Origin of the sequence: Micromonospora sp. NPDC023737, assembly GCF_040639715.1 — a bacterium.
In the GTDB taxonomy this organism is placed as follows: Bacteria; Actinomycetota; Actinomycetes; order Mycobacteriales; family Micromonosporaceae; genus Micromonospora.
On record NZ_JBFAAL010000012.1, the window covers coordinates 44,738 to 63,086 of the forward strand.

The window sequence follows — 18,349 nt, forward strand, 5'->3', positions numbered from 1 at the left end:
GTGGCCGCGGGGCCGCCCCTGGCGGCCCCGCGACCCCGGCGTCACGGGGTGACGCCGATGCCCTGACCGGCGAACTCGATCCAGTTCAGGTTTCCGAAACCGCTGGTCGGGCCGCCGGGGACAGTGGTGAACCGGAGGTAGAGCCGGTGCGCGCCACCCGGGTCGGTGATCGGGACGGTGGTGCTCGTGTAGGCGTTGTTGCCGCTGGTCGCGTTGATCACGGCGGTGTTCAGCAGTGGGCCGGTGGGCGAGTCCAGCCGCAGTTCGACGCCGAACCGGGGCTGCCCGGCGGTGGCCGCGCTGCCACCCGAGGTACGCAGGGTGACCGACTGCATGTTGAGCAGGTTCACCGTGCCGTTGATCGCGATCCAGTCGCCCGGGTCGAGGCTGCCGCGCTGCTGCCCGCCACCGCTGTCGGCGCTGGTGCCGACCGTGGTGCCGGACTGGTCGGCAGCGAACTCGACCTCCTGCCGCTTGTCCTGGATGACCTGCTGGTCCACGGTCGTCAGCGCGGGCTGCCCGTTGGCCCCCCGGTCCGTGTAGGTCGCGCTGACCACGCCGTAGATGTATCCGCCGTGCGAGGCGTCGTCCGGATCTGTGGGCAGCACGCCCGAGCAGCCGAACTGGTTGGCCTCGCCGTGGCCGTGGCTGTCGTGACCGAGGACGAAGGTCACTTCGACCTTGGCGCAGTCCACCGGTCCGTCCTCCGGGTCGGTGACCGTCACCGACCACGGGATGGAGTCACCCCAGCTGAAGAAGCCACCCTCCAGCGGGGTGTCGACGGTGACCGTGGGCGCGGTGTTGCCGACCGTGATCGTGGTGTTGGCCGACGCCGTCTTGCCGCTGGAGTCGGTCACCGTGAGCCGGGCGGTGTAGACGCCGTTGGCGGTGTAGGTGTGCGTCGGGTTCGGGTCGACGGAGTCGGTGGTGCCGTTGCCGTCGAAGTCCCAGGCGAACGTGATGGAGTCCGCCGGGTCCGGGTCCTTCGACCCCTCACTGCTGAAGTTGACGGTCAGCGGCGCGACGCCGTTGGTGCGGTCGGCCGCGACCACCGCGGTCGGCGCCCGCAGGCCCTTGACGTAGCTGAACTTCAGCATCGCCGCGTCCGGGTTGACGTTGAAGAACCCGTCCCCGTACGTCAGCAGGTAGAAGTTGCCGTCCGGACCCCACTTCATGTCCATCGGGTTGTCGCAGAGGAACGGCTTCGCCGGGGTGCTCGGCCCCTGGCCGCAGTTCAGCACGTCGTTGATCTTCAGGATGTCGCCCTGGCCGTCCAGCCGGATCTCCTTGAGCGTGTCCCGGGTGAACTCGCCGAAGAAGATCGAGCCGTCGAAGTACGCGGGGAACTTCGTCTCCGACCTCAGCTCCGGGTCGAAGTCGTAGCGTGCCGCGCCGTGCGGCCCAACCCCGCCGGTGCCCAACTCGGGAAAGAGCACGGGGCAGGTCTGCGTCGGGGTGGACAGGTAGGACTCCGGGCACGGGGTCGGTGCCTGGAACGAGTACCAGAGCTCAGACTTCTCCACCGCGGGCAGGTCGGTCAGGCCGGTGTTGTGCCGCGAGGTGTTCCGCGGTGCCGCGCAGTCGAACGGCGCGACCGGGGAGATCGGGTTGGTGGTCCAGTTCATCTCGATGTACGGCAGGTTCGGCTGCACGCACATCGGCCAGCCGTAGTTGGCCGGCTTGTCGACCACCATCATCCGGCCGGTGCCCGCCGGCCCTCGCCCGACCGCCGGGGTCGAGGAGTCCGGTGAGTAGTCGGTGACGTAGGCGCGGTCGTCCTTGTCAAGGGTGAGCCGGAAAGGGTTCCGGAAGCCCATCGCGTAGATCTCCGGCCGGGTCTTGTCGCCCGGGTCCTGCGCCTCGGGGAAGAGGTTTCCCGCCGGCACCGTGTAACTGCCGTCCGGCGCGACGGTGATGCGGAGGAGCTTGCCGCGCAGGTCGTTGGTGTTGGCCGAGCTGCGCCGGGCGTCCACGAACGGCGCCTGGTAGACGCCGGTGGCGCTCACCGAGTCGTTGTGCGGGGAGAAGCCACCGGACCCGCCGCCGCCGGCCGGGGTGTCGTCACCGGTGACCAGCCACAGGTTGTTGTGGGAGTCGAAGGCGATGTCACCGGCCACGTGGCAGCAGGCGCCCCGGTCCACCGGCACCTGCATGATCTTCTGCTCCGACGCCACGTCCAGGCTCGGCGTCTCGCCGTCGACGAACTTGAACCGGGAGAGCTGGAAGTAGCCCTTCCACGGGTCCCAGGTCGCCGGGTCGGTGCTCGTGGTCGGCGCGCCGCCGGTCGGCGTGTTCAGTGGCGGCGCGTAGTAGAGGTAGACCCACTTGTTGGTGGCGAAGTCCCGGTCGATCGCCGGGCCGTACATCCCGTCCTCGCTGTGGGTGTAGACCGGGATCTGCGCCAGCACGCTGGTCGTGTTGGTCTCCGGGTCGTGCAGCCGTACGCCGCCACGGCGGTCGGTCTGGATCACCCGGCCGTCGGGCAGCACGTCGAAGCCGATCGGCTCGTTCACGTTCGGCTGCGCGCCGATGACCGTCATCTGGTAATTGGCCAACACCGTCGCACCGCAGTCGCCGTTCGTGGTTCCGGACGCCCACTGGATCGCTCCGGCGAGGTGGGCCCGCAGGTCGGCGCCACCGTAGCTCTCCGGAGTGGCGCCGAGTCCGGTGTAGAACGAACGACCGCCCTGGTAGTCCTTGCACCAGGTGATCGGATGGTCGAAGCCCATGCTGCCGCCGCTGTACGTCTTCTCGTCCACCGTGGCCAGGACGTGCGAGACACCCCGGACGTTGGCTGCGAAGTTGTACCACCGGTCGGTGGTGTCCCACCGCTCCGGCAGCGGTGCGGACGCCGGGTGCACCCGGTCGGCGACCGTCACCCTGGCGGCGCTGGGCGGCGTGGGGGCACCGACGGCCCGCGTGCCGAGCACGTTGTCGAGGAAGGCCCAGCCGGGCTCCGCCTCGATCGCGGAGTGCACGCCGACGAATCCGCCGCCGTCGCGGTAGTACTGCTCGAATGCGGCCTGCTGGTCGTCGTCGAGGACGTCGCCGGAGGTGTTGAGGAACACCACGGTGCGGAACTGCTTGAGATGCGGCTCGTCGAACTTCCGGGCGTCGTCGGTGACCTCCACGGTGAACCGGCGGTCTTTGCCGAGTTCCCGGATCGCCTCCACGCCGGCGGCGGTTGCGGCGTGGTCGCCGTTCGCGGACCGGGTGAAGACGAGCACCTTGTATTGGATGCCGTTGCTGTCTGGGGCCGGTGCGGCCTGTGCCGGTGCGGCCCAGTGCGGTTCGGTCGCGACGAGCGTCGCGCCGACGAGGGTGAGAAGGCTCAGGTAGGTGGCGGCTCTTCGGCCGATGGGTCTGCGCATCGAACCTCGCTCTGGTCGGGCGGGTCCGCCTCAGCGTCGTGACGTCGCTGAGGAGGTCGCGGGAGTACCGAGAGCCTGGCCAGGTTCTATGCAGGACGATATTGGTGCCCGACACTGAATAGAAGAGGCGAGCGCCAAAAGTTTTCGTCTATGCGGCCGAACTTTTGCTTCAATCGGAGAAAGTCGTCAGGGTTCCGGCCGAACCATCTGACATGCGTGGACACGTCACAGACCCGGCCGCCAGAATGGCGGCCGGGTCCGTACGCGCTGTTATCAGAGGGTGCTGCCCGAGCCGGATGGCTTGGACGTGGTCGAGCCGGCGGCCGCACCACCGCTGGCCGAGTTCGGGCCGGACTTCGCGCCCACGGTGGCCGGCGAGCCGGCGAAGGCGTCGTCGGCAGCGGTCAAGCCGTGCTTGCTGCCGTTGCCGGTCAGCTTCTCGCCCAGCTTGGTCTGGCCGAGCTTGTCCTTGCCCTCGCTGTAGAGCCGGGTCGCCTGGGCCTGCGCGACGCCCGCCGCCTCCTGCACGGTGGGGTGGTCGAGCACCTTACGGCCCCGCATCATCAGCTCTTCGTACTTCTCCCGGCCGGCACGGGCGCCCAGGACGAAGCCCGCAGCCAGCCCGCCAAGAAACATCAGTTTTCCGCGCATGGCGGCTCCTTCCGTACCTGACGCGCCGTCGTCCGCCGAGCTCACTCCCGGCGGTACGACCAACTCGCGCCTGCGTCCTGTCGTCCAGCTAACTACCCATCCTGCTCCGCGCTCATACCTGCTTGTGCCCTGATGGCGATTTGTCCGACTTGCCGATTCTGCCACCCGCCCGAACGCCCGCGTGCTCGGGACGGTAACCCCCTGGACCAACACCCCCGGGAATCCTGTACTCTTGTCTCCGTCGCACGGGGCCGGAGAGATCCGGAACCGGGCAACGGCAGTCCCCTGTAGCTCAATTGGCAGAGCAGCCGGCTGTTAACCGGCAGGTTATTGGTTCGAGTCCAATCGGGGGAGCCACTCGAAGCGCCCGTCGGTCCTGCCGGCGGGCGTTTGTCGTTCCCGTCGCGGCCGATGGCGACCGTGTCCCACCCCACGTGCGGCCGCTGCGGCGGGCCTTCCGCGCCCGGGCGTCCGGCATGTCCGAAGAGCGCGCGGTGTTGATGATATTTGGTCCGTTTCACCCGAAAATGCCCGGTCGGCCGGGCAGGATGAGCGGTGCCGGCGACAGGGATCGCCTACGTCCGTCGGTACGTCGACTCACGGGTGGGGGCGGATGTCCGGAGCGCTGGGTCGCGGCCGGGCAACACTGGTCGCGCTCGTCGTCGTGCTCGCGTGGCTGGTCGTCGGCGGGCTCGCCGGCCCGTACTCGGGACGGCTCTCCGACGTGGCGACGAACGACAACGCCGCGTTCCTTCCCGCCGACGCGGAAGCCACCCGGGCCCAGGAGCTCTCCCGCGGATTCATCCAGCGGGAGACGACGCCCGCCCTCGTCGTCTACGAACGCGCCACCGGCCTCACCGAGGCGGACAAACGTAAGGTGAGCGCCGACGCCGCCCGCTTCGCCCAGGTCCCCGGCGTGGTCGGGCCGCTGCCGCCGCCCATTCCCAGCGCGGACGGGCAGGCGTTGCAGGTGGTCGTACCGATCGACGACGCCGAGGGAGAACGGATCGGCACGGTCGTCGAACAACTGCGCGACATCACCGGCGACGGTGGTGGCGGGCTCACCGTGGACGTCGCCGGCCCGGCCGGCCTGCTCGCCGACCTGATCGAGGTCTTCTCCGGCATCGACGGGGCGCTCCTGCTGGTCACCCTCTGCGTGGTGCTGGTGATCCTGCTCGTGGTCTACCGCAGCCCGGTGCTCTGGGTCTTCCCACTGCTCGCCGCCGGGATGTCGTACGCCCTGGCGTCGCTCTTCGTCTATCTGCTCGCCGACGCCGACCTGGTCACCCTCAACGGGCAGGCACAGGGGATCCTCACCGTGCTGGTCTTCGGCGCCGGCACCGACTACGCGCTGTTGCTGGTGGCCCGCTATCGCGAGGAACTGCACCGGCACGAGCGATCGTGGGACGCGATGCGCGCCGCGTGGCGGGGCGCGGCCCCGGCCGTCATCGCCTCCGGCGGCACCGTCATCCTGAGTCTGCTCTGCCTCCTGCTCTCCAGCCTGAACTCCAACCGGGCGCTCGGCCCGGTCGCCGCCGTCGGCATCGCCGCGACCCTGCTGGTGATGCTCACGTTCCTGCCCGCGCTGCTGGTGCTCGGCGGTCGGTGGGCGTTCTGGCCGCGGCGGCCCCGGTACGACCCGGCCGCCGCGCAGATCGGGCACGGCATCTGGAGCCGGATCGCCGGCTTCGTGGCCCGCCGCGCCCGCCCCGTCTGGTTGATCACCGCCGTCGGGCTGGGTGTGCTCGCGATCGGTCTCACCCAACTCGGCACCACGACGCTGGGCCAGTCCGACCTGTTCACCAAACGCACCGACTCGGTGGCCGGGCAGGACGTGATCGCCCGGCACTACCCGGCCGGCACCGGCAGCCCGGCCACGATCATCGCCAACCAGGCCGCCGCGAGACAGGTCACCGAGGCGGCCCAGGGCACCCGCGGGGTGGCCGACGTCGGACCGGTCACCCGCGAGCGGACGGCGGGTTCCGGGCCACCCGGCCCGCCGTTGGTCGTCGACGGCAGGATCCAGCTCGAGGCGACGCTCACCGACCCGCCGGACAGCGTGGGCGCGGAGCGAACCATCCGCGACCTGCGCGCGGCGGTGCACCGGGTACCCGACGCGGACGCCCTGGTCGGCGGTTTCACCGCCACCAACGTGGACATCACCGCCGCCGCCGAGCGGGACCAGAACGTCATCATCCCGGTCGTGCTGGCGGTCATCGCCGTCATCCTGGCCCTGCTGCTGCGCGCCCTGCTAGCCCCGCTCCTGCTGATCGCGACGGTGCTGCTCTCGTTCACGGCCACCCTCGGGCTCTGCGGCGTGTTGTTCCGCCACGTCTTCGACTTCCCCGGCGTAGACGCCGCGTTCCCGCTCTTCGCCTTCGTCTTCCTGGTCGCCCTCGGCATCGACTACAACATCTTCCTGATGAGCCGGGTCCGCGAGGAGTCGGTGCGGCGCGGCACCCGAGCCGGCGTCCTGGCCGGCCTCGCGGTCACCGGCGGCGTGATCACCTCCGCCGGCATCGTGCTCGCCGCGACGTTCTCCGCGCTCACCGTGCTGCCCCTCGTGGTCCTGGTCGAGCTGGGCACCGCGGTCGCGGTCGGCGTACTCATCGACACCATCGTCGTGCGCTCGCTGCTGGTGCCCGCGCTCGCGTACGACATTGGTCCGACCATCTGGTGGCCGGGCCGACTGGCCCGGACGAGCCGTGCGGAGGGACGCCGTGACACTGGCTGAGACGGACGTGGTCATCGTCGGGGGCGGGCTGGCCGGCCTCGCGGCCGCCCGCCGGCTGCACCGTGCGGGCGTGCCCTGGCGCCTGCTGGAGGCCGGTGGCCGGCTCGGCGGCCGGATCGCCACCGACGAGGTCGACGGCTACCTGCTGGACCGCGGCTTCCAGGTGCTCAACACCGCCTACCCGCGGCTCGGCGCCCTGCTCGACGTGAACAGCCTGCGACTCGGGTACTTCACCTCCGGTGTGCTGGTCCGCAAGGGTGACCGGCTGGTCCGGCTCGTCAACCCGCTACGCGAACCGGTCGGCGCGCCGGGCACCGCGTTCGCCGGGGTCGGCACACTGCTCGACCGGCTCCGGTTCGCGGGGCTGGCCGCCGGCTGCGCCACCCTGCCCGCCGGTCGGCTGCTCGACGCGCCGGAGACCACCACCGAGGTCGCGCTGCGCCGCGCCGGGCTCTCCGACGCACTCATCGAGGAGCTGATCCGCCCGTTCCTCTCCGGCGTCCTCATCGACCGGGAACTGGAGACCTCCAGCCGGGTCTTCGCGATGGTGCTCCGCTCGTTCGCCCGCGGCCGCAACGGTCTGCCCGCCGAGGGTATGGCAGCGCTGCCGCGGGCGGTCGCCGCACCGCTGCCGGCCGACCTCATCGACCTGGACACCCCGGTCGCCGAGGTCGCTCCCCGGCGGGTCCGCACCCAGGCCGGCGACATCCGCTGCCGTGCCGTCGTGGTCGCCGTCGACCCGCCGGCGGCCGCCACGCTGCTGCCGGCGCTGAGAGCGGTACGCATGCACAGCTACACGACCTACTACCACAGCACCGACCAGCCCCCGGTCGACGAGCCGATCCTGCTCCTCGACGGCGATCGTCGTGAGTTGATCACCAACACGGTGGTCGCGAGCCGGGCCGCGCCCACGTACGCGCCGGCCGGGCGGCACCTGGTGGCCACCTCGGTGGTCGGTCCGACGCCCCCACCCGAGCCGGCCGTACGACTGGAACTGGATAGGCTCTACGGTCGCTCCACAGCCGACTGGACGCACCTGAGCACGGTCACCGTTCCCCAGGCGCTGCCCGCCGCACCGCCGCCGCAGGGGCGGCTGCGCAAGCCGGTGGCGCTCGGCGACGGGCTCTTCGTGGCCGGTGACCACCGGGACAGCCCGTCCATCCAGGGGGCGCTGACGAGCGGCTGGCGGGCCGCGGGCGCGGTGCTGAGGCAACTCCGGGACGGCGGGACGTGAGCGTCGACGGCCCGATCCGGATGCGCGCGGCGCCGGCCGTTCCGGCTCGTCCCGGCGGCGGCCGTCCGGCTCGTTCCGAACCCGGCCGTCCCGGCTCGTTCCGGCGGCGGCCGGAGCGACGAGGACCGGTTATGGGGCGTCGCCCCGGCGGGCAGGCTGCACGCTGTTATCCTCGCGTTGCCCATCGTGCTGCTGCACCGGCGATGCCGATGAGCGACAGCGTTGGTTCCGCCCCTGGCCGATGATCGACCGGCCAGGATAAGATCCGCGCGGTGCCGGGGCGGTAGCTCAGCCGGTTAGAGCAGGGGACTCATAATCCCTCGGTCGCGGGTTCGAGTCCCGCCCGCCCCACCAGGTATAACGCTAGATCCGCGACCTTCCCGTGGTGCTACTCGTGGTGCGAACGCGCTACGGTCGCCCCATGGCGACCGCATCCGGGCGCGTGAAGCGTCAACGAGGCGAGATCGAAGAGTCGCCGAGCGGCTCACTCAGGGTGAAGGTCTACGCGGGCATTGACCCGATCACGAAGAAGCGGCACTACCTCACCGAGACCATCCCGGCCGGCCCGACGGCGCGGAAGGAAGCTGAGAAGTCGCGTACCCGGTTCCTCGCTCAGGTAGACGACCGGCGCAATCCCCGTACCCGTGCCACCGTCGATCAGCTGCTCGACCGGCAGCTTGCCGAGCAACGGCCGTACGTGCTTGTTCAGCTTCTTGACGTACCCCTGCCGCGTCGACGCCTCCACGTCCAGCACTTCGTCCGCAACTCCGCAACTCCGCAGCAACCCACCACCACCAGGAGAGACAGGCTGCAGAGATCAGACCATCAGGAAACATCGATCTCCGCATCTCCGCACGATCTTGCGGAGATGAACGGCTCTTGCGGAGATCTCCCTTAGCCAGTACTCCGCATCTCCGCAAGCATTTGCCCAGCTCGCGGCCATGTTTGCGGAGATGCGGAGATGCGGAGATGGTTCAGCCTCTCCCGCAACGAGCACCGACCACCGCGACCGACCCGCGCGGCCGGCCCGCTGAGAGGCCGTGAGTCAACCCGTTGCCCTTCTTCGGTTGCTTCCGTTCGAAGCTGTGCAGGGCGGCACATTTCTTGGCCGTCCCGATGGTCTTGGCGGACGGGTCATGAAAGGGTGTTCTGATGAGCGTCACCTTAGCTGTGAGTCACCGGGCCGGTATCCTGGGTGTCGGCTACGAGGGTCGCTCCATCGATGAGTTCGTGACCGGCCTGGCGGACATGGGCGTCACGCGCTTAGTCGATGTCCGGATGACGCCGATCTCTCGCAAGCGTGGCTTCAGCAAGTCAGCCCTCAGTCAGGCGCTCGCCACGCAAGGCATCGTCTACGAGCACCGTCGGGAGCTTGGTAATCCGAAGGAGAACCGCCCCGGCTTCGGCGGCAACTCCGAGGAGTTGCGATCTGCGCGGGCGGTGTACGCCTCTCGGTTGCGCCACGCTGAGTCCCTGGCGGCGCTCGACGCGCTCGCCGAGACAGCGCAACGTGAGCTGGTGGCGCTGCTCTGTTTCGAGGCGGATGAGAGTCGGTGCCACCGCCAGGTCGTGATGCGCGCGCTCGAAGACCGGATGCCTATCGCTTCGGCCAGTACACGCCCAGCACGCTGAAAACGTGAACGCGCTTGGCTTGGTTGCCAACGTAGAAGGCGACATCACGGTTCGGCGAGCACATCTCTCCCAGGAACTTGGCCTCCAGGGCTTCCTTCAGTGCGGCATCCGAGTGGCCGGCGAGCCGGCGTTGTAGCGCTACCAACTCCCAGTCGATGACGTGCTGCTTGTGTCCGTTGCACCCGCGTTCGTGGCAGCGGTAGTGGTACGCCGCCCTGTAGCGGGGCGCCTGTAGCGGGGATCTGCTCCGGCCGCTGAAGAGGTCGGGCTGACTCGCGTAAGCCTCGATCTTGCGCTGCTCGTCAGCGGTCCAGCCAGGGTGCGGCGTGACCTTGAGAGCACGAACCTCCTTGGGACGCACGAGTGCCAGCGATTGCGCGTCAGCGCGCTCCTGAGCGTCGCGGTTGAGGCGGCACATCGAATCCTCGATAGCCGGGTCAAGCAACGGCTGCCGCGACCTCCAGCCGTCGAGATGCCGCTCCTTCTGAATCCGCTCCATGATTGGCTTCCAACTTTCGCGCCGCTGGTCTTGCCGTGCCGGTTTGGCGTCAACGGAGACGATGTCGTACTTCCTGAACGCCTCGTCACTGTCGAGATGCCGGAAGTTGATCGGGTAGAGGCGAACCCACGTCGGCCGCAGCACGTCCGTCCGCAGCCCCGCTACGCAGACGGTCTCTCCGTACTTCTCTGAGGGGTTCGGTGCAGCCTTCACAGTGATCAGGAGCTGTAGCCGCACAGTGCGGTCGTCGGCCGGCTTCGGGTCAGGTCCGGCCTCACTGGGACCGAAGAGCGACATCTGGGCCATGCGCGCCTCCAGCGGAGATAGCCGTAGGTAGTCGTGCGATCACGCGAACGATTCAGGTTCTCATGGGATCGACTGATCGGCATAGAGCGCGTGGTGCCGCTTGTGGTGCGAAGCGAGGGTGGTTCAAGTGGTTGCAGTGCTGGGGAGTCGCCTCGACTGTGGCTGTAGTTGCAGCTAGTGGGCGCAGTCTCCGCCACGAAGGCCACTCATAATCCCTCGGTCGCGGGTTCGAGTCCCGCCCGCCCCACCAGGTAAACACGCTGGTCAGCCATGCCGTCGACGACCCGAGCGAACCGCGTCAAGATCCGGACCGACACCCTCAGTCCGCACTGAGTCCGCAGCAGCACGACCCGCCGCCCGGTCGAGGCGATCGGCCACCTGGTCCAGGTCGTCTTGGAAGAGGTCCGCGTACACGTCCAGCGTCATGGCCGCCGAGGCGTGCCCGAGCATCCGCTGCACCGCCTTCACGTTGGCGCCCTCGGCCTCCGGCAGACTGGCCGCCGTGTGCCGTAGCTCGTGCGGTGTCAGGCCAGCGAGACCGACGGACTCCGCAGCCCGATCGAAGACCCGGCGGCGGAAGTTGTTGTTGCGCAACACCTCGCCGGTCGGGGAGGTGATACCAGCCAGCGGAACGGCCGGCGATCTACGCGGCCATCGGCTCGACCAGGAACCGGGGAAGCGGCACAGACCGGCGCTGGTGTGTCTTCGGCGTACCGAACACCGCCCGACCGTTGACCTCCGTCACCGACTCCGCCACCAGCAGCCGCCGCTTCACCAGGTCCACCCGCCGCACGCGAAGCGCTGCCAGCTCGCCCCACGGCCGCAGTCCGGCGAGCTGGCACCAGCCAGTGGCAAGGCCGTGACTTCGACTTGCCCAACGAACTGCGCGGCCAGGACGACCGCTGGAACTGCTCCGCGCGACCACCGCCTTCGCGCCCCAGCTGGTCGCCACCATCAGCGCAGCCCTTGAGGCAGCCGAGGTCGAAGCCGCAACCACCGCGGAGACGACGATCGGCTTCTTCGACGTTGTCAGGGTGTGCGTCGCCACCGGACGAGCCCTCGCCATCGTCAGCAACAGCTCCGCCGCAGCCATCAGCGCCTACCTCGGACGCCGCGACCGCGCCAGGTACTTCGCCTCCATCGTCGGCCGGGGCGAGCGACCGGAACTCATGAGGCGATCGCCGCTCTACGACTGCCCGACGAGGACAGCTTCGATGGCCAACATTCCAGTAGTGTCCCCCGTGGCCAGCGAGAAGGGGCGAGCCATGAGCCGAGGCAAACGGGCCTGGATCGCCATTGCATGCGCTTCGGCCGGCTCGTTGATGCTAGGGCTGCTCGGCTGCCTTGGGGCGCTTGTACTACTGCTGCCAGACGGCCCAAAGCACGCTCGTGAGTATCTGAGCCAGGTGCAGGTGGACCCCGCGTACCGCCGAGTGGGTGAGGGCGGCCAGGGTAACTGCAACTGCAATCTGGAGTACATCTATGTCGGCCCGAGCGACATCGAACTGGGTCAGGTCTTTTCAGGCCCTGCGCTCGCCCTTCAGCCCACCGATGGATCCTTTGCAGTCTGGGATCGGCTCCTGGAGGGTGAAGGAGCCAGCGAGGCGAGCGGTCCGTGTCGGGTAGTGGTTTATCGGTACCAGCGTGACCGCGAACCCCGTGACGAATGGAACCTCACGGAGTTGCCCGCCGACGAGCGTGCCCTCGTGGCGTCTGGCCGTCTAGCGGTCCTCTCTCTATACGCGTCATGCGAGCGCGACTACGACTGACAGGGCGAGCTAAGGGATGCGCCGCTTGGTGCCGCCGCGACAGGCGAGCGGTCCGCGTCTGGTCCGCAAGAGGTCGACGGACGGCGGGGGAGTGGTGTGAGATGCCGGGAGCCATTTCCGCTGCTGGACCCCCATGCGTCCAGGTCAACGGGGCCGGCAACTTGATCTCATATTCCCTCGGTCGCGGGTTCGAGTCCCGCCCGCCCCACCACCTGTTTCCCCTGATCAACAACGCAGCCGACCGACCCGGACGCACCACGTCGAGGTCCGGACCAACGCCGTCGTTCCGCACCGAGTCCGCTACACGATCCGCCGCCCGGTCGAGGCGCTCCGCCACCTGGTCCAGGTCTTGCTCGAACAGACGGTCAGTCGCGGATCACGTCGCCGGGCACCGCAAGGGCTACCAGCTTCCCCGATCGCGGCCGAGGTCGCTCGTCCGGTAGGGCGGCTCCGCCTTGTGCCCATCGGGGGAGGCTGGACGGTCTACGACTGCCAGACGAGGAGATCCACCTCCGTTGGCGACGGGGCTGTATGTTCTCTCGGTCGCCTACAGGTCGCGGCGTAGCGGGGGAGCGGGAGGCTTCTGTGGGTGTTCTTTACGACTACTTCCGCGCTTCTGACGACGAGGCTGTCGCAAAGCTGATGGCTGCTACCGATGGCGGCCCTGCGGTGCGAGAGGGAGATTCCCCCGTCGCGGATGCCGTGGACGGCAATGGCATTGATCCGCCCGTAGTCCTCGGCAAGGTCGTCTCGTTCGCTCTCGACGTGCCATGGGCCACCGACCTGATCGGGGAACGACTTATCTGGCCGGACGGCGCTGGTGAGGACCCTGAGTACGAAGGACCCTGGGTCGTCGTACTGAGTGAGCGCGCCCGGGACGCTCTTGCCGAAATCCCCGATGACCGCTTGCCGGGTCTGGCCGAGCGGTGGTCACACATCGAGGAGCTGTCCCACTACAGCGACACGCAGCCGGAGGTCATGCTGTCGCGTCTGCGGGAGTTCGTTGGGTTGGCCCGCAGAGCATGCACGAGTGGCGAAAGCATCTACTGCTGGATCTGCCTCTGAGGCACGGTGCCCGGCCAGATGATCCACAACTATCCGGCGGTCAATTTGCGCTTGCGCCGGCGTGAGTGACGAATGGCTAAGTAGCCCATGGCGACCTGGCTCAGGGCGGCACAGCGTGCTTCAGTGACGTCGGGGGCGATCAGCGCAGCACGAGCAGGTCCAGGGCGTCGATGACTGGTTCAGTGTCGATCCTCGCCGCTCGGCGAAGTCGGGCAAGGCCCGCGGCGTAGTCATCGTCGCTGATCAGATGCAGGGGGGTGTGCGCCTCGCGGCGTAGCGTCGTGGCGGCCTCGTGCAGGGACGCAGCGGTGGTCTGCGGAACCTGTTCGCAGGCGACGGTGGTGAAGCCGGCGGCGGCGAAGGCGCTCTCAACGTCGGCCACGCTGGGGTAGGTGTCGAGCACGCGGACGGCTTCCGGGAAGTATCGGAAGAGGGTGATCGCCTGGTGCCGGCCGGCGAACGCGGAGCGGATCAGCAGCGGAGCGCCGGGGCGCAGGACCCGGCGCACTTCGTGGGCCGCGGCGGCAAGGTCGGGCACGTGGTGGATGACGGTGGAAATCCAGACGCCGTCGACGCTGTCGTCGTCGAGCGGGATGTGCGCGGCGTCGCCGGAAGCCACGGGCTGGTACATCGAGCGGGCGCGCATCGCCTCGGACGGGTCGACCGCGACGACATCGACGCCCTTGTACCAGTTGGTGAAGGCCTGCGCCCAACTGCCGGTGCCGGAGCCCAAGTCGAGAAGCCGCATCCCGGGGCGGGGACCGAGGTGCCGGGTGATCGCCTCCCGCCAAGCCGCGAGTCCGTCGTCGGTGAGGTGGCGGGTCGCCTCGTACGCCGCCGCGCTAACGCTGTCGTACGCGATTCGAGCCATACCCCTGACTCAACCGTCTCGATTTCCGGAGTGGAAGGGGTGGTGCATTGATTCACATCTGTGAGTCTTGTTGGCGTGCTTTCGGCGCAGTCGCCGTGCTGGTGACTGCGGCGGCGATGGACCTTGCCATGAGGTCTAACCGCCGCGGCAGTGGGGTCCTTTGACGAATCGGGCAAGAGGAGGAACAGCCCGCCGACGCGTCCGTGCTTAGGGTCGAACCCATGAGTGTCGGCGCTGATACGCGCCTGGCTACGTAGATGTTGGCGCTGAGGCGATCGAGCATCCGGGCGGCACGCTCTACGCGCACCTGTGCCGTGTGCAGGAGCGCCTTGCCACACTCGGGTCGGACGTGGAAACGCAGATCGCCGGCCTCGCCCACGCTGTCTACGGGACCGGGGGGGCTTCGACCTCGCGATGCTCGACTGGACCGACCGGAAGCAGGTGCGAGATCTCATCGGGGACGACGCCGAGGCCCTCGTCTACTTGTACGGCGCCTGTGACCGCAGGCGCAACTGGCGGGACCTGGCGACGACCGGCGAGGTCTTCGACCGCTTCACCGCCCCCGCCACGCGTACCCGAGCCCGGGGCGAGCGGTCCGCATCTAGTCCGCAAGAGGTCGACGGACGGTGGGGAGTGGCGCGAGATGTCGAGAGTCATTTCCGCTGCTAGACCGCCGTGTGCCCAGGTCGGCGCGGTAGTCAATCAGATCTCGTGATGCGTAGGTCGACGGTTCGATTCCGTCAGGCGGTGCGGCCGGTGACGGTCGCCCGCCCCGGTCGCACCTTCCTCACGGTCGTCGTGTCAACAACGCCACATGCGCGGCCCGAGGTTCTGATCGTCGTCGCGGCCACTGGTCAGCGCCTGCCCGACGACCAGCCCGCTGTCGGACACGGCGACCGCGCTGCTGGTCTGCCCGTTGGGCACAGCAAGGTCGACAGTGGCACCGTCACGCAGCACGGAGCCACTGGCGACGACCCAGGCGGAGGCGTTTACCGCCTCGCCCGGTCCCTGCGTCCCAAGATTGATCACCTCGCCGGTCTGGAGGTTCCACAGCGCGCTGGCAGGACCAGGTGGACCTGCTGGGCCGCGGCCACCGCCGGCGGATTTGGACGGCCACAGGCCGCCCGTCGCCCAGTCGCCCTGTGCCGCGTATGCGGCTGCGGTCTGGCCGGTCGGCACCTCCAGCTTCCGGCCGTTGCCCTGCTGGTCCCAGGCGTACGCCGTGTTGGCGTGGCCGTCCTTGTACATCGCGCCGACGATCGTGCCGTCGTCGGTGATGTCGTAGGCGTTGGCGCCGGCCGGAAGCGGCAGCGTGACCGGGGTCGTCGAGCCGGCCTTCCAGAGCAGGACGATACTGTCCTCGCCTTCGATCTTGCCGCGCGGTTCGACGTTGACGATGATGTCGCCAGCAGCGTTGATCGCCGGTTCCGGGTAGGGCTTCCAGTGCCCCGGCGGGGTGCGCAGCCTCGTGTACGCGCCATTGTGGTAGCGGAAGACGTACTCCTCCTTGGTGTTCCACACCAGGCCGACCACGACGCCGCTGGCGTTGACGGCGGTCACCTGGACCGACGTGCCCGGCACCGACAGTGCCTGCGGTTGCCCGTCGGTCCACAGGATCGGCCGGTAGTTCTGCCCGACGACGTTGTTCCCCACGAAGTATCTGCCGGTCGGATCGACGCCGACGACCTCGACCCTCTTCATCCCGGACGGCACGGGCAGTTCCGTCATCCGGCACTGAACGGCCTGGCGAGCGGGTGCGGTTGCTCGCGCCGAAGCGCTGGCCGGGGCCGCACCCGCCTCGACGGCCGTCTGCGCCTCCGCTCGTGTCAGGATCGACGGAGCCGCCAGCAGCACGGCTGCGACCAGCGCCACGCCCCCGGACGCCTGTGCTGATCGGCGGCGAAAGGCGCGCCGACGCCCGGCGCGGACCAGCGCGTCCATCTCGATGCGACTGGGTGGCACGGCGACCGCTCGCAGCCGGTCCCGCAGCTCCTGTTCCTCGTTGATGATCAACCCCTCGCTCCTTCCGCGGTGGCGACCAGACGCCCTGCGCCAAGCGCTTCGCGCAGGCTGGCAAGACCTCGGGAGCACTGACTCTTGACGTTGCCCGTCGAGCACCCCATCGCCTCTGCGGTCGCCTCGACCGACAGGTCAGCGAAGAAGCGCAACACCACGACTGTCCGCTGGCCCTTGGGCAGCGACCGCAATGCCGTCACCAGGGCGTCTCGCTCCTCGACACCGTGCTCTGCGGATGCGGACGGTTCCGGAACGCGATCCCCGAGCAGCACCTTCGACCACGCGCGCCGCCGCTCGTCGAGGTGGCGCCGCACCATGATCCGATGCACGTACCCGTCGAGGTTTTCGGCAGCGGCGGCTCGCTTCCAGTTCACATAGAGCGCCGTGAGCGTCGCTTGGACGATGTCGTCCGCCTGGTGCGCGTCGGCGCAGAGTAGGTACGCCGTGCGATGCAGGCGGGGCATCCGCGCCGTCACGTACTCGACGTACTCCCGTTCGAGGTCCGGCCGCATCCTGCTCCCTTCTTTCATCCATGTGAAGTTGTCCTTGGTCGTCTTCTTGTCGGAGCAGGGTTAGTGAGAGGTTGCATCTGGGCCGGGAAGCGGCCGACCGAGCCGCCAAGCTGCCGGACGATGACAGACACGACGCGATCGTGTACGTGTTGACCACCCGTCCGGCGGACATCCTGGCAGCAGTGAGTGACAGCAAAAGGCTCGGACTCGACAGGACCGGGCAGGACGCCAACCGGCATGAGACATGGGCGCAGGCCGTCAACCGGACGGATCGGACCACCTCGCCGAGGCTACGGATCAGATGGTCAGCGGTGACCCTGCCGTACAGCGATCCGTACAGCCAAACCCGCCCGCTACTGCCGACGATCGCCGACAACGACGGACGGCTGACCAGGTGTACGACCCGCTGACAACCCATCCTGGATTCACAGGCCGGGCGGGGCCGTCCAACGCTGACCGCCGTTGATGCTCGTCCAGCGAGGCGCTCCGGCCACGTCCGGGGCACTACCGTTCGGCTGCCATTCCGGCCGCCGGCGTCTCCGACCGGAAGGTGTGCCCGAGTTCAGTGCCGAGGCTGAAGTAGTGCCGGAAGTTGTAGATCAGCGGGCGCCACGCGGCGGGGGCGACGTGGTCCGTGCCGGGCACGACGATGGTGGGATCTGCGTGTACGCGAAGCACGTGCGCCTCGACGATCAGGAAGTCGCCGTTCAGGTCGGGGTTGATCCGTACGGCCCGCGCCTCCAGTTGGAGCGGGCACTCCGCGACCCGCTGCGGTCGTACCAGCTCGGCCGGCTCCGGACGCAGCCCGGCGGCGGCGAACTTCGCCGGCTCGTACTGGAACGCGCTCCGCTTGTGGTCCGGAACCGGGTCGCGGCCCGTGAGCGGGGCGAGCCGCTCCACCGCCGGCCACTGCTCCGCGCTCGGCAGGTTGATCACAAGGTCGGGTCGTTCGCGCAGGTTCCGGGCGGTCTGCCCCTCCGACCCGAGGCCGAGCACCACGACCTGGCCGAGCGCCCAGGCCGACGACATGGGCGCGAGGTTGCTCGTCCCATCCTCGTTCTCGGTGCTCAACAGCACTACGGGCGTGCCGAAGTAGAGGATCTTGGGATGGATGGTCAGGTGATCGTTCGTCCGCATCATGCCGGGACCGTATGGGCGGGACGATTCGGTGCGCGGCGAACAGTCCGCGAGACGGGTTCGCATCCAGCCCGCAAAAGGCCCACGGCCAGTGGGCGGGCGATGAGCGATGTCGAAAGGTGTTTTCGCTGTTGGACGACCACGCGTCGGAGGCCCTGCACTCAGGGCTTCGGCACTACGCGGACGATGCTGCCGCTGCTCACCGTGTGGTCGTCGCCGCCCACGGATGTGACGAGGTTGTAGTAGCCCGGTTCGGCCTCGGGACCGATCACGATGGTGCTGACGGGGCGTTCGTCGGGCGTACTGGATGGTCGAACCGGTGCGGCCGTGAAGGTGACCAGCCCTGGCGCGCTCGGGGCGGCTTCTGTCGCGGCCTTGACGTCGCCTGCGGTGGCGAAGGGACCCGTCAGGCGTGCGGCCAGCTCGACTGTCCCGTAGCGCGCGTGGCCGTCTGAATCTGCGGTGGTCCGTGCGCCCCACGTTGCACGTAACTCTCCGATGCTTGCACGATCCTTTCGCCGCACGGCAGCCGGCGCGGGGTCCGTGCTGCAC

Annotated in this window: 16 protein-coding genes, 2 tRNA genes and 1 pseudogene; 9 read left to right on the forward strand and 10 right to left on the reverse strand. The window is 68.9% G+C overall.

Going from position 1 to position 18,349, the window contains the following annotated elements:
• Positions 1-41 precede the first annotated feature (41 nt).
• Both AB0F98_RS23055 and AB0F98_RS23060 read right to left on the reverse strand, forming a co-directional pair.
• Positions 42-3,371 carry a ThuA domain-containing protein gene (locus AB0F98_RS23055; protein ID WP_357738546.1) on the reverse strand — a complete coding sequence of 1,110 codons (3,330 nt, stop codon included), beginning with the start codon at positions 3,369-3,371 and terminating at the stop codon, positions 42-44.
• Between the two features lie 273 nt (positions 3,372-3,644).
• Positions 3,645-4,022 carry a hypothetical protein gene (locus tag AB0F98_RS23060; protein ID WP_357738548.1) on the reverse strand — a complete coding sequence of 126 codons (378 nt, stop codon included), beginning with the start codon at positions 4,020-4,022 and terminating at the stop codon, positions 3,645-3,647.
• A gap of 281 nt (positions 4,023-4,303) precedes the next feature.
• On the opposite strand from AB0F98_RS23060, the gene AB0F98_RS23065 reads away from it, so the two are divergent.
• From AB0F98_RS23065 to AB0F98_RS23090, 6 genes and pseudogenes are all read left to right on the forward strand, one after another.
• A tRNA-Asn gene (locus tag AB0F98_RS23065) sits at positions 4,304-4,379 on the forward strand.
• A 256-nt stretch (positions 4,380-4,635) separates the two neighbouring features.
• Positions 4,636-6,756 (forward strand): MMPL family transporter, encoded by a 2,121-nt coding sequence (locus AB0F98_RS23070; protein WP_357738551.1) that lies wholly within the window; start codon positions 4,636-4,638, stop codon positions 6,754-6,756.
• Positions 6,749-7,990: an NAD(P)/FAD-dependent oxidoreductase gene (locus AB0F98_RS23075; protein ID WP_357738984.1), complete on the forward strand. Its 1,242-nt coding sequence runs from the start codon at positions 6,749-6,751 to the stop codon at positions 7,988-7,990. Before AB0F98_RS23070 ends, AB0F98_RS23075 begins: the two co-directional genes overlap by 8 nt.
• Before the next feature lie 277 nt (positions 7,991-8,267).
• Positions 8,268-8,344 (forward strand) — tRNA-Ile (locus AB0F98_RS23080).
• A 67-nt stretch (positions 8,345-8,411) separates the two neighbouring features.
• Positions 8,412-8,663: pseudogene (locus AB0F98_RS23085) on the forward strand (site-specific integrase); the annotation flags it as partial.
• 479 nt (positions 8,664-9,142) lie between these two features.
• Positions 9,143-9,622: a DUF488 domain-containing protein gene (locus tag AB0F98_RS23090; protein ID WP_357738554.1), complete on the forward strand. Its 480-nt coding sequence runs from the start codon at positions 9,143-9,145 to the stop codon at positions 9,620-9,622.
• On the opposite strand, the gene AB0F98_RS23095 is transcribed toward AB0F98_RS23090, so the two are convergent.
• From AB0F98_RS23095 to AB0F98_RS23105, 3 genes are all read right to left on the reverse strand, one after another.
• Positions 9,588-10,427, reverse strand: coding sequence for a hypothetical protein (locus AB0F98_RS23095; protein ID WP_357738557.1), 840 nt, complete (start codon positions 10,425-10,427; stop codon positions 9,588-9,590). The genes AB0F98_RS23090 and AB0F98_RS23095 overlap by 35 nt on opposite strands.
• Positions 10,428-10,691: 264 nt before the next feature.
• Entirely contained in the window at positions 10,692-11,024 is a 333-nt protein-coding gene (locus AB0F98_RS23100) for a tyrosine-type recombinase/integrase (protein ID WP_357738559.1), read from the reverse strand.
• Positions 11,025-11,070: 46 nt separating this feature from the next.
• Positions 11,071-11,520 (reverse strand): hypothetical protein, encoded by a 450-nt coding sequence (locus tag AB0F98_RS23105; protein ID WP_357738562.1) that lies wholly within the window; start codon positions 11,518-11,520, stop codon positions 11,071-11,073.
• Positions 11,521-11,641: 121 nt separating this feature from the next.
• Between AB0F98_RS23105 and AB0F98_RS23110 the strand changes: the two genes are divergently transcribed.
• Together AB0F98_RS23110 and AB0F98_RS23115 are read left to right on the forward strand one after the other, a co-directional pair.
• A complete protein-coding gene (locus AB0F98_RS23110) occupies positions 11,642-12,196 on the forward strand; it encodes a hypothetical protein (protein ID WP_357738565.1) in 555 nt (184 codons plus the stop codon).
• A 585-nt stretch (positions 12,197-12,781) separates the two neighbouring features.
• Positions 12,782-13,261 (forward strand): hypothetical protein, encoded by a 480-nt coding sequence (locus AB0F98_RS23115; RefSeq protein WP_357738568.1) that lies wholly within the window; start codon positions 12,782-12,784, stop codon positions 13,259-13,261.
• 139 nt (positions 13,262-13,400) lie between these two features.
• Here the strand turns inward: AB0F98_RS23115 and AB0F98_RS23120 are convergent, their stop codons facing one another.
• Positions 13,401-14,132, reverse strand: a complete 732-nt coding sequence (locus AB0F98_RS23120; RefSeq protein WP_357738571.1) for a methyltransferase domain-containing protein — start codon at positions 14,130-14,132, stop codon at positions 13,401-13,403.
• A 414-nt stretch (positions 14,133-14,546) separates the two neighbouring features.
• Here AB0F98_RS23120 and AB0F98_RS23125 point away from each other — a divergent pair, with 414 nt between their 5' ends.
• Positions 14,547-14,801 (forward strand): DUF6817 domain-containing protein, encoded by a 255-nt coding sequence (locus tag AB0F98_RS23125; RefSeq protein WP_357738574.1) that lies wholly within the window; start codon positions 14,547-14,549, stop codon positions 14,799-14,801.
• Positions 14,802-14,933: 132 nt separating this feature from the next.
• On the opposite strand, the gene AB0F98_RS23130 is transcribed toward AB0F98_RS23125, so the two are convergent.
• The 4 genes from AB0F98_RS23130 to AB0F98_RS23145 form a co-directional block, all read right to left on the reverse strand.
• The gene (locus AB0F98_RS23130) at positions 14,934-16,145 is read right to left on the reverse strand and encodes a hypothetical protein (protein ID WP_357738577.1); all 1,212 of its coding nucleotides are present in this window, start codon (positions 16,143-16,145) and stop codon (positions 14,934-14,936) included.
• Positions 16,142-16,660: a SigE family RNA polymerase sigma factor gene (locus AB0F98_RS23135; protein ID WP_357738580.1), complete on the reverse strand. Its 519-nt coding sequence runs from the start codon at positions 16,658-16,660 to the stop codon at positions 16,142-16,144. Before AB0F98_RS23135 ends, AB0F98_RS23130 begins: the two co-directional genes overlap by 4 nt.
• 504 nt (positions 16,661-17,164) lie before the next feature.
• Entirely contained in the window at positions 17,165-17,797 is a 633-nt protein-coding gene (locus AB0F98_RS23140) for a flavin reductase family protein (protein ID WP_357738987.1), read from the reverse strand.
• Between the two features lie 161 nt (positions 17,798-17,958).
• Complete coding sequence (locus tag AB0F98_RS23145; protein ID WP_357738583.1) at positions 17,959-18,321, reverse strand: hypothetical protein; 363 nt, start codon at positions 18,319-18,321, stop codon at positions 17,959-17,961.
• Between the last annotated feature and the right edge of the window lie 28 nt (positions 18,322-18,349).